12 protein-coding genes and 2 pseudogenes are annotated in these 14,347 nt (G+C 58.4%); 5 read left to right on the top strand and 9 right to left on the bottom strand.

The window, feature by feature from the left end; translation table 11 throughout:
* Positions 1–13: 13 nt before the first annotated feature.
* From NLY44_RS04955 to NLY44_RS04980, 6 genes and pseudogenes are all read right to left on the bottom strand, one after another.
* Positions 14–1,644 (bottom strand): annotated as a pseudogene (locus tag NLY44_RS04955) (ABC transporter ATP-binding protein).
* The gene (locus tag NLY44_RS04960) at positions 1,634–2,410 is read right to left on the bottom strand and encodes an ABC transporter permease (protein WP_502882051.1); all 777 of its coding nucleotides are present in this window, start codon (positions 2,408–2,410) and stop codon (positions 1,634–1,636) included. Before NLY44_RS04960 ends, NLY44_RS04955 begins: the two are co-directional and overlap by 11 nt.
* Positions 2,411–2,514: 104 nt before the next feature.
* A complete protein-coding gene (locus NLY44_RS04965) occupies positions 2,515–3,561 on the bottom strand; it encodes an ABC transporter permease (protein WP_023673826.1) in 1,047 nt (348 codons plus the stop codon).
* 87 nt (positions 3,562–3,648) lie between these two features.
* Positions 3,649–5,256, bottom strand: coding sequence for an ABC transporter substrate-binding protein (locus NLY44_RS04970; RefSeq protein WP_023690447.1), 1,608 nt, complete (start codon positions 5,254–5,256; stop codon positions 3,649–3,651).
* Between the two features lie 121 nt (positions 5,257–5,377).
* The gene (locus tag NLY44_RS04975; RefSeq protein WP_023690448.1) at positions 5,378–5,731 is read right to left on the bottom strand and encodes a Rieske (2Fe-2S) protein; all 354 of its coding nucleotides are present in this window, start codon (positions 5,729–5,731) and stop codon (positions 5,378–5,380) included.
* 11 nt (positions 5,732–5,742) lie between these two features.
* Positions 5,743–6,825, bottom strand: coding sequence for an amidohydrolase family protein (locus tag NLY44_RS04980; protein WP_031201701.1), 1,083 nt, complete (start codon positions 6,823–6,825; stop codon positions 5,743–5,745).
* A gap of 129 nt (positions 6,826–6,954) precedes the next feature.
* On the opposite strand from NLY44_RS04980, the gene NLY44_RS04985 reads away from it, so the two are divergent.
* The 4 genes from NLY44_RS04985 (at position 6,955) to NLY44_RS05000 (ending at position 10,779) form a co-directional block, all read left to right on the top strand.
* Complete coding sequence (locus NLY44_RS04985) at positions 6,955–7,812, top strand: LysR family transcriptional regulator (RefSeq protein WP_023690450.1); 858 nt, start codon at positions 6,955–6,957, stop codon at positions 7,810–7,812.
* Positions 7,813–8,022: 210 nt separating this feature from the next.
* Positions 8,023–8,979 (top strand): FAD-binding oxidoreductase, encoded by a 957-nt coding sequence (locus tag NLY44_RS04990; protein ID WP_198027084.1) that lies wholly within the window; start codon positions 8,023–8,025, stop codon positions 8,977–8,979.
* Between the two features lie 393 nt (positions 8,980–9,372).
* Complete coding sequence (locus tag NLY44_RS04995) at positions 9,373–9,564, top strand: hypothetical protein (protein WP_156939170.1); 192 nt, start codon at positions 9,373–9,375, stop codon at positions 9,562–9,564.
* Positions 9,565–10,047: 483 nt separating this feature from the next.
* Positions 10,048–10,779 carry a hypothetical protein gene (locus tag NLY44_RS05000; RefSeq protein ID WP_023694064.1) on the top strand — a complete coding sequence of 244 codons (732 nt, stop codon included), beginning with the start codon at positions 10,048–10,050 and terminating at the stop codon, positions 10,777–10,779.
* A 1,569-nt stretch (positions 10,780–12,348) separates the two neighbouring features.
* Here NLY44_RS05000 and NLY44_RS05005 read toward each other — a convergent pair.
* The 3 genes and pseudogenes from NLY44_RS05005 to NLY44_RS05015 all read right to left on the bottom strand — a co-directional run bounded on the left by NLY44_RS05005 (position 12,349) and on the right by NLY44_RS05015 (position 14,238).
* Positions 12,349–12,651: a DUF1330 domain-containing protein gene (locus NLY44_RS05005; protein ID WP_023670645.1), complete on the bottom strand. Its 303-nt coding sequence runs from the start codon at positions 12,649–12,651 to the stop codon at positions 12,349–12,351.
* 291 nt (positions 12,652–12,942) lie between these two features.
* Positions 12,943–13,116, bottom strand: coding sequence for an exopolysaccharide production repressor protein (locus tag NLY44_RS33180; RefSeq protein ID WP_023690455.1), 174 nt, complete (start codon positions 13,114–13,116; stop codon positions 12,943–12,945).
* Between the two features lie 584 nt (positions 13,117–13,700).
* Positions 13,701–14,238 (bottom strand): annotated as a pseudogene (locus NLY44_RS05015) (VOC family protein).
* Between NLY44_RS05015 and NLY44_RS05020 the strand changes: the two are divergent.
* The gene (locus NLY44_RS05020) at positions 14,149–14,343 is read left to right on the top strand and encodes a hypothetical protein (RefSeq protein ID WP_023694062.1); all 195 of its coding nucleotides are present in this window, start codon (positions 14,149–14,151) and stop codon (positions 14,341–14,343) included. The pseudogene NLY44_RS05015 and the gene NLY44_RS05020 sit on opposite strands and share 90 nt — an antisense overlap.
* Positions 14,344–14,347: the final 4 nt, after the last annotated feature.

Below are 14,347 nucleotides of genomic sequence, written 5' to 3' on the forward strand. Positions count from 1 at the left end.
ACCTTGCAACCTGTCAGATTTTCCGACTGGCCAGCAATCTTGTCAGCCAGTCAGGATCCATTTCGGGAACAGAGGACAAAAGCCGTTCGGTGTAAGCGGCATGCGGAGGTGTGAGAACCACGCTCTTCAATCCCTGCTCGACGACTTTGCCGCCGTGCATGACGACAATCTCGTCTGCTATCGCGCGCACCGTGGCAATGTCATGGGTAATGAAGATGTAGCTCATCCCGAGTTCACGCTGTAGGCGCATCAGAAGCTTGAGGATCTCCTCCTGCACAATTTGGTCGAGCGCGGATGTGATCTCGTCGCAGATGATAAGCTCCGGTTCGGCAGCCAATGCCCGCGCAATGCAGACGCGTTGTTTTTGGCCACCTGATAGCTCGCCAGGTAGACGTTCCAGAAAATCCTCGCTCATCTCGACCAGGTGCATAAGTTCGCTTATCCGGCGATCTCTCTGCGCGCCTTTGAGGCCGAGGTAGAATTCGAGTGGCCGCTCTAAGACTTCTTCGACCGTTTGGCGCGGATTAAGGGCGTTGTCGGGCATTTGATAAATCATCTGGACGCGACGCAGGACCTCCTTGGGCCGCGCCTTCAGGCTCTTGGAAAGGAGCTGGCCTGCGAAAGAAATCGAACCCGAACTTGGCGGCAAGAGTCCGGTAACGACTCGAGCGAGCGTCGATTTCCCAGAACCGGATTCGCCGACCACAGCGACTGTTCTTCCGCGCGGAACCTTGATGGAGACATCCTGGAGCACCTTGACCCCTCCGGCATAAGCCGCGGTGACGTTGTCTATCGTCAAGAGATAGTCATCGGCTGGAACTTCGGGCTTGGCGAGCTTGCGGACTGCCCAGAGCGTCCTCGTATATTCCTGGCTGGGGGAGGCCAGCATCTGGCGTGTGTCAGCCACCTCCACGGTAACTCCGTGTCGCAGAACCATGATGCGATCCGCCATTTGCGCCACCACCGCCAGGTCATGCGTTACGTAGATTGCAGCAGTACTGAATTCCTCAACGATGTTGCGAATGGAGGCAAGGACTTCAACCTGCGTGGTCACATCGAGCGCCGTTGTTGGCTCGTCGAATATTATGAGGTCCGGTCGACAAGCCATTGCCATCGCTGTCATGGCCCGTTGCAACTGCCCGCCTGAGACCTGATGAGGATAGCGAAAGCCTATGCTCTCGGGTACTGGGAGCTGAAGACGCCGATAAAGATCCACGGCGCTCCGGTTCGCCTCTTCCCGGCTGACGATTCGATGCGCCACCGCGGTTTCGATGGTTTGTTCCAAAAGTCGATGTGCCGGATTGAAGGAGGCCGCCGCGCTTTGCGCGACATAGGCAATGCGGGAGCCCGGAGACGACGGCGCCCCTTTTCATTGACTGCCAGGAGATCAATCCCGTCGAACAGGACCGAGCCCTGTGTGATCCGGCAGCCCGGTTTGGCATAGCCCATTGCGGCAAGGCCAATGGTGGACTTGCCGGCGCCTGACTCGCCGATTAGGCCAAGAACCTCCCCCCGCTTCAGCGTAAGATCGATCCCGCGGACGATGGGATGCCACTGTTCGTCCGAGGATCCCTCCACATGCAGATTGCGGATTTGCAGTAGATCCTTTCCTTTTTCGCGTGAGCCTGGATCGCTACTTTTCATCCCGCAACCCGCTTGTTGCGTGCAGGTACCAGTCCACAACGAAATTTACGGATACGGTAAGAAGAGCTATCGCGCCGGCCGGAAGCAGCGGCGTGACATCGCCGTAAGTGATCAGGGTTGCGTTCTCGCGCACCATTGATCCCCAATCGGCCGTCGGCGGCTGAATACCGACTCCGAGGAACGACAGCGCCGCGACTGTCAGGAACACGAAGCAGAATCGCAAGCCGAACTCGGCGACCAGTGGAGGCATGACATTGGGAAGGATTTCATTGGCGATAATCCATCTCGGTCCCTCGCCGCGCAATCGCGCCACCTCGACATATTCCATCACGGCCACGTTAAGCCCAACGGCGCGAGAAAGCCGAAAGACACGGGTGGAATCGAGAAGCGCAATGATAACAATCAGGCTGGTGATCGACGAGCCGAAGATCGACAGAAGCACCAGCGCGAAGATCAGACTCGGGATCGACATCAGCACGTCCACCGCACGCGACAAGATCTGGTCGAGCCACCCCCTATACAATGCGGCAAGGAGGCCGAGCGACACGCCTACCGCGAAGGAGAGCAATGTAGTCGCGACCGCGATAGCGATGGTGTTGCGCGCACCGTAGATCAAGCGGGTGAGCATGTCGCGGCCGAGCTGGTCGGTTCCCAATTCGAATTCCTGATTCCACGGCGCGAAGGCTTCGCTGAAGACCTGCGTCTCGCCATATGGGGCTATCCAGTGCGCGAAGACCGCAACAAGGACGTAGCCAACGATCACCACGATGCCGAACCATGCACTAAGCGGTGCCTTCTTCAGCGCTGTTGTCGCCCGGCTGGCACGCGAGCGCCTCAGCCTCTGAACCGCCGCGATAGATTGGGATCTGGTCATCGTGGGTGCAAGAGCCTGGGGTTGGTGGCGATGGAAATAATGTCGGCCAGCAGGTTGAGAAGGATGTAGGTCGCGGCGAAAATCAGGGCACAGGCCTGGACAACCGGAACATCCCTGGATTTTACCGCATCAACCATCAGTTGGCCGATCCCGGGATAGACGAAAACGACCTCGACCACGACCACTCCGACGATGAGATATGCCATATTGAACGCCACGACAGTGACGATGGGAGCCCAGGCATTGGGCAGGGCATGCCTCAGCACGATCACCATCGGGGACATTCCCTTGAGGCGCGCCATATCGATGTAGGGGCTTGCGAGCATGTTGATGATGGCCGCTCGGGTCATGCGCATCATGTGGGCCACGATCACGAGTGTAAGGGTGATTGCCGGCAGCGCCACTTTCCAGAGGTGCTCCCAAAATGGGGTCTGATCGTTCACATTCGACAATGTCGGAAATTTGGGAACCGCATTGAGTGCCCAGGTCAGTGAGATACTGAGCCAATGGGGCAGGGATTGAGCGAAATCGGATGCAATGAACGTGTCGCGCGAGATCACCAGGTAGGCGAGCATATAGGCGACGAAAAACTCCGGGAACGAAATAGTTGTCAGTGTCACGGCATTCACCAGCCGGTCGAACCAGCCGTTGCGGTACAGCGCGGCGAGAATGCCAAGCCCAAGCGCCAGCGGAACCGCTATCAGCGCGGTCACCGCTGCAAGAAACATCGTATTGTAGAGGCGTGGCGCGATGATCTCGGCCACGGTACGCCGATATCCGGTGCGGCTCGCGAACGAAGAGCCGAAGTCGCCGTGAAGCATTTGCGCGACCCAGACGAAATAGCGCTCGACAGGCGGACGATCGATGCCGATTTCCCGCTGAAAGGCGGCGACCGTTTCGGGCGTCGCCGACTGCCCGAGCGTGGCCTTGGCGAAGTCGCCCGGAAGCATCGCGATGGCAGAGAAGATGATGATGGACACGATGAACAAAGTGACCAGGCCGAGGCCAAGGCGCTGCAGAACCGTTCTTGCGACGGGGTTCATGTGAGTGCCGTCTCCCTTTGGGCGGCAGTCCTGCACTCGGAGCAAGCCGACCGGAGCCTCACAACCATCGTGGCCCCGGCCGCCTTTTCATGCCGTGGCGATCCACCAGCGTTCGGCCATTTTCAGTCCATCGTTCTCCCAGTTGGGCGCCACTTCGCCATGTGCGAGCTTTTTGGATTGGGCGCTGACGAAATTGTTGAAGACCAGCACGATGCTGCCGCCATCGTCGTGGGTTAGTTGCTGCATCTCGGCATACATTCCCGCTCGCTTGGCCTCGTCCGTCTCGGCCCGCGCCTTAACAAGCAATTCGTTGAAATGGGGATTTTTCCAGAACGACTCATTCCAGCTGGAGTCCGCGGCGAAGGCTTGCGTGAACATCCAGTCGGCCGTCGCTCGACCGCTCCAATAGGATGCGCACCAGGGTTTCTTGAGCCAGATATTGTCCCAATAAGCGTCCTCGGCCTCCCGCACGACATTGACGTCGATGCCGCATTGGGCTGCCGTCTCGCGAATGAGCGAAGCCGCATCCACCGCGCCTGCAAAAGCGGCATCGGCGACCGAGAGATCCACCTTCAGGTTCTCCATTCCGGCCTTTTTCAGGTAGTGCTTGGCTTTTTCCGGATCGAAGTTGTGTTGCGGTTGCGGATCCTTGGCGAATTTGATCGCTGGCGCGATCGGGTTGTCGTTAGCCACGGTGGCGTGGCCGAGAAAGATCTTGTCGACGATTTCTTGGCGATTGATCGCCCATTTCAATGCCGTTCGCACGTCTGGATTATCAAACGGCGCCATCGCGGCATTCATCGGCAAGGTATAATGTCCGTAGCCGGTGACCTCGACGATTTCCACCTTCGGATTGCGTTTCAACATGCCGAGGGTCTTGAGGTCGGCGCGGCCGATATAGTCCACCTCGCCCGTCGACAAGGCCGCCATGCGAGCGGCAAGATCAGTGATGGCGATGAATTCCACCTCGTCGAGATAGGGCTTGCCGTTTTTGAAGTAGTTTGGATTGCGCTTGAGTTTCGCCGAAACGCCGGGCTGGAAATTCTCAAGGAGGAAAGCGCCGGTGCGAACCCCTGAAGCCCAGTCCGCCTTGCCGTCCTTGGCTGGCATGATGACCAGATGGTAGTCACTCATGATGTAAGGGAAATCGGCGTTGCCGCTCTTGAGCGTGAAGACCACCGTTTCCGGGCCGTCGGCCTTGATCCCGGCGACGGACTCCAACAGCGACTTCGCCGCCGATTTTGTGTCCTTGCCCATGTGATATTGCAATGACGTCACGACGTCATCCGCCGTCACAGTCTTGCCGTTGTGGAAGGTTGCGCCTTTGCGCAGCTTGAAGGCCCAGGTCTTGGCCCCATCCGAAGATTCGAAGCTCTCGGCGAGGTCCGGTTGGACATTGCCTTTGGCGTCGACCTCAGTGAGGCTGTTGGATAGCGAGCCCGAAAACGCGGTTTGTGTGAACGTATCGGGGTAGCCGGCCGGATCGATTGAATCCGTCGTCGCGCCATGAGCCATGCCGAGCTTGGCGAAGCCGCCGTGCATCGGTTCGGCACGCGCCCTGGCGACGAAGAGCGTGTCGGCGGCGGCGACCGTCAGGCCTGCGGCTATCCCAAGATGAATGAAGTCGCGGCGGGAAACTTTGCTGCCACCGACCAGGCTTTGCGCGAGACCAAGCTTGTATTCAGATTCTGACATTTGACTCTCCCATTGCGGAGTTCTCCGCGTTATTTTTTTCAAGCACCTGCGAACAAATCTGCTAGTTGGCTTCGGCCATCTTTCTTCGAATTTTTCCAATCCCAATCGGCTTTTGGGCCAATCAGGCCGTCACATAGATGCTGCCGGCTTCGACGGTGACTGGAAATGTGCGAGCGCGAATGGACGGATCGACCAAGGCTTCACCTGACTTGATGTCGAATTCCCAGCCATGCCAGGCGCATCGAACGATCTCGTTTTCGCGATGATAGATGAATTGCGCTTGTTCAACGGGCGCGGTTGTCCCGCATTGCGGTCCCTCGCAAAGTGGAGCGCCGCGGTGCGGACAGACATTCAGCAGCGCGTGGAATGAATCTCCGATGCGGAAAATCCCGACCGAAAGGCTGCGGATCTTGGCGATAAACGGAGATCCTGTTTCGATCTCGTGGACGCGGCAGATATATGTCTTCTCGGGCATCGTATGGTTCCTCAGGCAGCATTCGCGGCTTGCGCACGGGGGATGCGTTTGTAGACTTCCAACGCATTCAGTCCCATGATCTTGCTCTTCCAGGCAGGAGGGATTTGCAGCGTGTTGGCATCGTCGTAATCCCAGTGCGGATAGTCCGACGCAAACATCAGCGTGTTTTCCCCGTCCATCGCTTCGAGCGTGGACCAGAGATGTTGGATGTTTGCAGGTTGCTCCAGCGGCTGCGTGGAAAAGCGGATGTTGCGCCGGCAATATTCCGATGGCAGCATCTTCAGCCATGGCGTCTCTTTACGCAGCGCTTTGTAGTCGGCATCCAGGCGCCACAGGACCGACGGAACCCAGGCGACACCGCACTCGATGATCACGAAGTAGAGGTCCGGCCACTTCTCGAAGACGCCATGGGCGATCATGCTTGCCACGTGCGACATCGCGGACATGTGCAAAATGGCATGCGTTTCCCAGAAGAATGTCGTGGGCGCAGGCGCAATGGCAGTTGAATTCACGCCGCCATGCCCGCCCAGATGTATGGCGAACGGCAACCCTACTTCAGCGCAAGCTTCGTAGATCGGATGGTAGAACGGGTCTCCATACGGCTTGACGGACCCTTGGGAAGCGAGAACCTGGACCATACGCGGATAACTGCCCAGACGGCGTATCTCGGCGGCAGCGAGCTTCGGATCCTGTGGTGCGATGATGATCGAACCCATGAAACGATCGTCTTTCGGCAGCCATTGGTTGATCTGATAGTCATTGTAGGCGCTGACCAGGGCGCTGGCATAGTAAGGATTGGCGAGGGTCGACGCCTCGATCGGCTCATCGCCGGTGAGGATCGCCACGTCGACTTTGTACTTGTCGAGGTGCTTCTCTTTCATGATGAGATAATTGTCGGCTTCCGTCTTCGGACGGACGTCCTTGCGGGAGAAGTCCTGCGGATGAAACCAGGGGCGATGGCCATGCGGAAATGCGCCGACTGGACCTGTTTTCTCGCCCTCGGTGAACATGTCTTTCCACAAGCCGGAAAGGTATGGCGTCAACACGGTGGCGCTTGACCAGTAATTGTGACAGTCGCAATCAACTATGAACACTTTGTTCCGCTCCGTGGCCCGTCCCGGCGGTGCGCCGGCCGATGATCTGGTGCAGCTTCCCCCTTGAGTATTGTTTGATCAAGCTTATGGTAGGCAGGAACATGATCGAATTTTTCGATCGGGATTTCCATGCAGCTTGATCACATCGAAACCTTTCTCGACATCATCGAATCGAGAAATTTCAATCGCACCGCAGATCGGTTGGGCTTAACCCAATCGACAATCAGCACCCGCATCAAGAACCTGGAGAGCGCAATCGGATCTGAACTGTTCCAACGCGGACGCGCCGGGGCAGAGCCGACTGCCGCAGGGCGCCGGTTCGAAGCCTACGCAAGATCTCTGGTATCCACTTGGTCGCAGGCTCGCCACGATGTCCGGGCCTTCAACCGTTTCGAAGGCACCTTGCGCGTTGCCGCCCAAGTGGGCATGACCCGCTCAGTCCTGCCCGGGTGGGTCGAAACCCTGTGCCAAGCACTTCCGAAGTCCTCAATCCATGTCGAGTCGGATTATTCGAACCAGATGGTCAGCGACCTCAGCATGGGAAACCTGGATATCGCGGTGCTTTATGCCCCCCGCTACTTGCCTGAGATCGCATACGAGCACCTGATGGTCGAGGAATATTTAATGGTTTCGACTGCCGCCAGAAACCTGTCGGACGTCGATCCCGACACCTACATCCGCCCAGGCTACACCGTCGTGCTGGAGAAAACGCACGCAGAGATGCTGGCTCAATTGGCGATCTGCCGACTTTCGACCGGATCGGAAGCTCTGGCGGAGATCATGCTCCGGCGAACGGGCGGCACTTGCTACATGCGCAGCGATGATGCGCGCAGGTTTACCGGTGAGATTCCATCGTTCCTGGTCGAAGGAGCGCCGACCTTGCACCAGCCAGTCCATACGGCGATACTGGCACGCCGCAAACACGAACCGATCATTCGCAAAGGCATCCGTGCTCTCCATCTCGCTGTTATGTCGCTGGAGGTTTAATCGATATTCCCGATCATAACGCTGGGATAATATTGCTGTTCAGCGGGGTAAGAACTGGCATGTTCGCTCGACCTAACGCCGAGCCGCACGATGAATGCATACGCCTCCATCCAAGCCTCAGATGTCGTGCCCACCATGCGTCAGCGGCGATGGGCACAAAAGACGCGAGATATAGTGCTCTGCCGTCGCGTGATAGACGAGACGCACGATGTGAAAACATTTGTTCTCACATCTGCCGCTGGTCGGATGTTCTGCTTCAGCGCGGGCCAGTATGTTCTCGTGCACCTCAGGATCAACGGCGCCACAATAACGCGCGCCTACTCGGTATCGTCACCGCCGACGCGACCGCTTGATCTTCAGATCACCGTGAAGCGAACGCAGGGCGGGCTCACTTCCAACTGGATCCATGACCATTTGACGCCGGGCAGCGAGATCGAGATCGAAGGGCCGCTCGGTTCGTTCAATCTGGATAAATTGCCGTCGGAGAAACCTGTTTTCCTTTCGGGCGGGAGCGGCGTGACTCCGACCATGTCAATGCTGCGTGCGCTTACAGACCGCGCAGACGACAGGGAGATCCGCTTCATTCACAGCGCGAAAACCCCAGGCGACATCATCTTCCGAGCGGAACTGGAAGCACTTGCCGCTCGCTTTCCCAATGTTCAAGTGACTTTGGTTTGCGGCCAGGGAGGTCCCGCTTGGACGGGTTCAACCGGCCGAATTGATGGTCGGATGCTGCTGAGCCTGGTTCCCGATCTTCACAAGCGCACCGTTTTTGCCTGTGGGCCCGAAGGATACATGAAGACGGCACGCGCCTGCCTTGATGCAATAGGCTTCCCGCCGGCGCAGTATCACGAGGAGAGTTTCGGAGGCAGCAATGGTTCTCGGTCGGAATTGGGCTTGGCGATTTCGTCTTCGGTCCGTTTTGTCCGCTCGGGTGTGGAGCATCGCTGCGCGCCCGGAGAGACCCTGCTGGACGCGGCGCGGAACTGTGGCATCTACATCCCAACCGCCTGCCAGCAGGGCGTTTGCGGAACGTGCCGAATAGCCAAACTATCCGGCGAGGTTACCATGGACGATTTGGGCGGACTGAATGCTAAAGAGAAATCTGCCGGCTATGTCCTGGCATGTTGCAGCCGCCCGCGAGGGACGGTTTTGCTCGATGCTTAGCTCGGCGTTGTTGACTGTTGGAAGATTCCGTCGGCGCACGCATCGGCGTCAGGGTCTAATCCAACGGCTCGACGCTCGAAGCTGTCAGTCCGTTATCGGCCCCCAAATGAGACGTTGGAAGCATTGAGGGCAGGGGACAGTTCGTGGCGCAAACGAGATAGCAGCTCCGAGTAGTCATCGCTGTTCGCGAAACGGTCGATTTCTGGACATCGCAATGTCGGGTATGGACTAACGCGCTATCTCGGCTCGAGGACCCATTCAGGTACGCGCCTGACATTAGGTATTGAGCATAGATCCGTGCGTCCCGGAAAGCGGACGCGGCACGATCCGGGTTAGGCGAGTAAGATAATACGCTCGATGACGGCGGCGCGCGCGGGAACGTCGCAACCAAGGATGAAGCTGTTGCTGGAGTCGAGCGGGCATTCACGCGGCCATGCCGGAGCAGATCGGCGCTACGACGGCCCAGCAGCCTTTGTCGCGGGGGGTTGTGTGCGTCAAGTTCTGCAAAATGGGGCAACCATGATGCTGGTCCTGCGGCTTGGCGCAGAGCGACCAGCGATCGCCATTTCCGATGCCAGCGCCTAAGCCTTTTATGAGACCTAAGCGCAGCTTGCCGGCCGCAGCATGGTCCCAATTTGGGACGAATAGTTTGGCACCCATATTGCACCCACATCTTTCGCCGGCTGATCCCCGGTCCTGATCGCGTACTCTGATCAGGTGTAAGGCTCGCCGGGCTCGAGGTTGTTGGGGTCTTCGCCCGGCGAGTTGTCTGCCAATGCGCAGTCACAGCCACATGGTGACGCCATACTCCGAAATGCCGCAAGCATTCCGCGGTTGTGCATCGCCCGACCAAGGTCGATCGGTATGGGACTTCAGTCGCGCTAAAGGGGGATACGGTCTGCGACTCCGGATTTTTTGCTAGATTTCAGAGGGTTACAAAGCGCTTCGCAGTCGTCAGTCGCTCATTGCAACAAGCATTTATCTAAAGTTCATTCAGTCGAATTAGGAAACTCTTATAAGCCGCTCTATAACGAATCGGCGAGGTGGCTATTCGCCTGAGGAGGTACCATGACATCCCGAAAAACCCTTTTGGCGGCGCTTGCCGCGCTTGCGCTAGTGACCGCTCCTGCTTTCGCTGGTGCGGGTGGAAACGGTGGTGGTCACGGCAATGGTGGTGGTCACGGCAATGGTGGTGGTCACGGCAATGGCGGTGGTCACGGCAATAGCGGCAAGTCCGGCAACGGCGGCGGGAAGTCCGGCAACAGCGCTTCGCACGGCAAGTCGGCATCGGCTCACGCCGGAAAGAAGGCCTCGGGCGAAGACCAGGTCGCCGTCGACGACATTGAGGTCGCCGCGACGCCTAAGGACAAGAACATTCACGCCAAGCTTGGCCGGCTGAACTCGCTGCAGCGCAACATCAACGCTTATATGAACTCCAAGAGCAAGAAATTCGCCGGCATTCAGGCTTATGTGACAGCTTCGGCTGCCGCCAAGGGCGCCCAAGCCGCGGTAGATGCCGCCCAAGCGGAAGTCGACGCGTTGAACGCCAAATTGAACGACCCGAATACTCCGGCCGACCAAGTCCCGACCCAGGAGCAGATCGATGCAGCGCAGGCGGCGCTCGATGCCGCCAATATAGCGGCGGCCGATGCTGCTGCCGCCGTCCCATCGCTGGATGACGCGCTCGCCGATATGGCCAACAAGCCGGTCGACGCCGAGGTCACCGAATGGGCCAACAGCGTGCTTGCCGAGAAGATCGACGAGATGGCTTCCAAACAGGATCCTGCGCCAACGCCGTAAGACCGGTCACCGCTGAAACGACCCTAGTCGAACGTGCAAGCCGCCGGGTCACACCCCCGGCGGCAGGGAGACGACGAGCTTGCCACCTTTTCTCCTCTTTGAGGGCGACCCCTAAACAAGCGGAGTCGCTACCGACGCTTAGGAACAAAAGTGCCGAAATACCGTGTTGAGGAGATCGCAGCCGATGCCGTGACGGCCACCCACACCGTCAACGCGAAAACTCCGATCAGGGCGGCGCGCGAAGCGGCGGAACGCGAGGTCATTCTACGCCCGGCCACATCTTCGAATACAGCTCAGCCTGTAGGGCGGTCCATACCCGGCTGGCCGCGGCTCACGCTGGTTTCTTGAAACGCACCATGCCGTCGACCTCGATGCGCAAGTTCGACTATTGACCCGGACCAGGGTTCTCTCGGTCTGTTTGAGCGAGGGGGGAAGCAATACGATTTCCTGGGCGTGCCGCTTGAGGCGTTTGTCGCGTTCAAATCTGCCCCACCAAGGGCCGCTATTCAACAATCACATCCGCAACCAACTATGCATTCCGGCTCGCCCAAGAAAAGGCTGCAGGCTCCTTGGACGATTAAGGGAGGTTCTTTCAGAAAAACGGCCCGCGCTGATCGAAGGGCGCGGGCCGGTCCGTTGCCGCCGGTCGGCAGCGGGAGGCATCCATTCCGGCCGGTGCAAACCAGCCCCTCCCGCCACAATTAGCAACCTTCGGCAGTCGTTTTCATCTGTCCAGGGGCTGCGGACTTGGCACTGGTGTCATCCTGTTGACCAGGAGCGGCCTGCTTAGCACTGCCACTCTGCTGGCCGGGCGCACAGTCCTTCGCTGAGTTCGAATTGGTCGACTTCGTTGTGGTCGAATCCGTGTTGTTATCTGTCGTCGGCATCGTTGTGGTAGTGGAGGAGCCACTCGACGTCGTCCCTGTTGTCCCTGTCGTCCCCGCGAACGCAAGCCCGCTGGAAAGAGCCATCATGGCAGTGGCAAAAAGAAGCCGTTTCATTCTTCATCTCCTAATGGCAAGTAATGTCCCTTCCATTCGATAACGGGGGATGCGAAGGATCGGTTCCAACGCGACCTTGTCTTGACCGGCAGCTTTGGGGCGGCCGTTAGCGGACTGGCAGCCTTCACACGGCGGATCTTCGGTAGCTGACATTCCGGCTAGCGCGGACATCGCCTTCCCCATGGGCAGAAATTAGTCTCCTGGGGCCCGCCCACGTTTCTCTCAAGCCACCGATTTCATGGCCGACAGGTTATCACGATGTGTCTGAAGGTGGAGAAGCTGATCGTCGCCCCTTGGTTGTGCAGCCCTTCAGCCGTGGGCCAACCTCCGAACACCCTTGAAAAAGAACTTGAAGTCGTCCCGCACCAGAGCGAACGTCTTCGGATGATCGGGATAACACGGCGGTCACGAGACACCTGTTCCCGCGTCTTTTGCTCGCTCGCCGGCGCAGCGGCAAATTGATCATAGACGGTACTAAGTGGTCTTGCTGCTCCGGCATCTCGCCGTGAGGAAGAAATGACGCTGAGGATGCCCAACTGTCGTCGGGTCCGCTGGCCGCGCTTATGGGTCACGCGGCAGGCGTTGCAATCCCTTCTAAAGCGATGATCCTGGTGTTAGCGGAACGTTTGCGGATCTCGATCAGCCGGGCGTATTCCGGCGAATTATACCAGCCCATCAATGACGCCATGTCGGGGAATTCGACAATGACCAGTCGGTGTGGATCCCAATCACCTTCCAAAACCTTGGTGGCGCCACCGCGGCCCAGGTACCGCCCACCGTACCGCTCTTCGGTAGCGGGAACGTCCCGCCGATATTCCTCGAACAAGGCAGCGTCTTTTACGTCTACATCCGCTATCAGATAGGCAGCCATCTGTGTTTCCTCCTTAGACCCCGCTCGCCCTCCTCGGCTTCGGCGTCGTCGGTCCGCACCCTAACGACGATCTCCGTGGCGACATCCAGCGCCAGCGCGCTTTTCGATGATTGTTGGCGCTGCCACGGCTTTCCTTCTTTCGCATGGTTCGCAAAGATTAGCATGATCGCTGCTCTCGTGTCTGGCGGTCTCCCTCAAAGCGTCATCGAGCGCCCTTCAGATGAGACACCGCCGTCTCGACAGGTAGGCTCGGCAGTGTTCGGTTTTTCTTCGGTTCTTTTCATCCAAAACTTACTTGTAGAAAAGCGCGAATGAAAATAGGAAATATGCAACCTGAAAGATGATAAAAATCAGCAAGGTCCATGCAAGGGACTTCCAGAACGAATCGGTTGCTAGGTAAGTCCAGGTCGCTACCACGGTCGACGTGGCAAACATCCCAATCAGTAATCGCGGAAAAAACATCATGTTCAATGCCGCCCATAGCTGGACCGACCGGTCTCACGTCTACTCCCCAGAAGAACGTAAGGTTTCACTAAATTAGTAATTGCGCAAGCACCAATGGCCAGAACCAAACCTTCCGAACAGCTTTCCCGGGCTGAAATCGAGCGCTTCCTGGCGGCAGCCGAAGCGCTGCACAAGAGCATATTCGGGTCGCTGTGCGTACCACAGCGAGCATGCCAAGCTCTGTGAGGTCCATCGACCCCTTTTGAAGGCGATCGAGAACATCACCGGCCACAAGGCGCAGTTCATCCAAAGGAACGGGACAGGGCCGTCTCAGCCGCGCGGGAGCCGTCTGGCTAGCCGCCGGTCAAGTCCTATAAGCTCGGATGCGAAGCTTCGCTTCTCTTCCCGCAGGGTATTGCGACGCATTTTAAGCGCTTGAGTTTGCCGACGGTCTTCTCGAAGCGTACACTTTAATACCTGGGGTGGCGAAGCCCGCCAGCCGAGTGGTTGCCCTCCGCTCGCAGCCAACCGGCTCCGTGGCTCGGTGAATGGCTAGCACTGTCGCAGCAGTCCTCCGAACGCAGCCCGCCATGGCGGTGGCCGGCTTAGCAGTCTGATGCCCCCTCGCGGGCGAGATTGTCCACGTCGAGCGGATTGCTGACCAGTTTCAGCGCGCCGTCCGGGTTGCGCGGCCATTCCGCTTCCGGGCGATCCCAATAGAGTTCTACCCCGTTGCCGGGGATCGCGCACATAGATCGCCTCCGAGCCGCCATGGTCATTCGCGCCGGTGAGCGTCACCCCTGCTGCTCGCAGGCGGCGCAGCGCAGCCGCCAACGCCGCCCGTGTCGGATAGAGAAAGGCGACATGGTGTAGGCCCGTCGTGCCAATCGGGGGCGCGGCGCCGCCGCGGCTTTTCCAGTTAGTGAGCGCCAGATGATGGTGATATCCGCCCGCCGCGAGAAAGGCAGCCTCCTCGCTTAGCGACATGGTGACGCCGAACCCGAGGGCACCGCAATAAAAGGCTAGCGATCGCTCGATGTCGGCGACGTTGAGATGGACGTGACCGACCCGAACGCGCGGGTTGATGGCATATTTTTCGACGACGCTGGCGGCGTCATTGGGATTGATCGATTGATCGTTCATGGCCTCCGCTCCCCTGCTGGCGATTTCCACAAGCGAAATCATCGCGCAAATGCATTGCCCGGAAAATATGAGATGACTGGAATGAGCATCCCGTTTTCTGCATAATCCG

The sequence above is a fragment of the Mesorhizobium sp. C089B genome (assembly GCF_030323125.1).
Classification (GTDB): Bacteria; Pseudomonadota; Alphaproteobacteria; order Rhizobiales; family Rhizobiaceae; genus Mesorhizobium.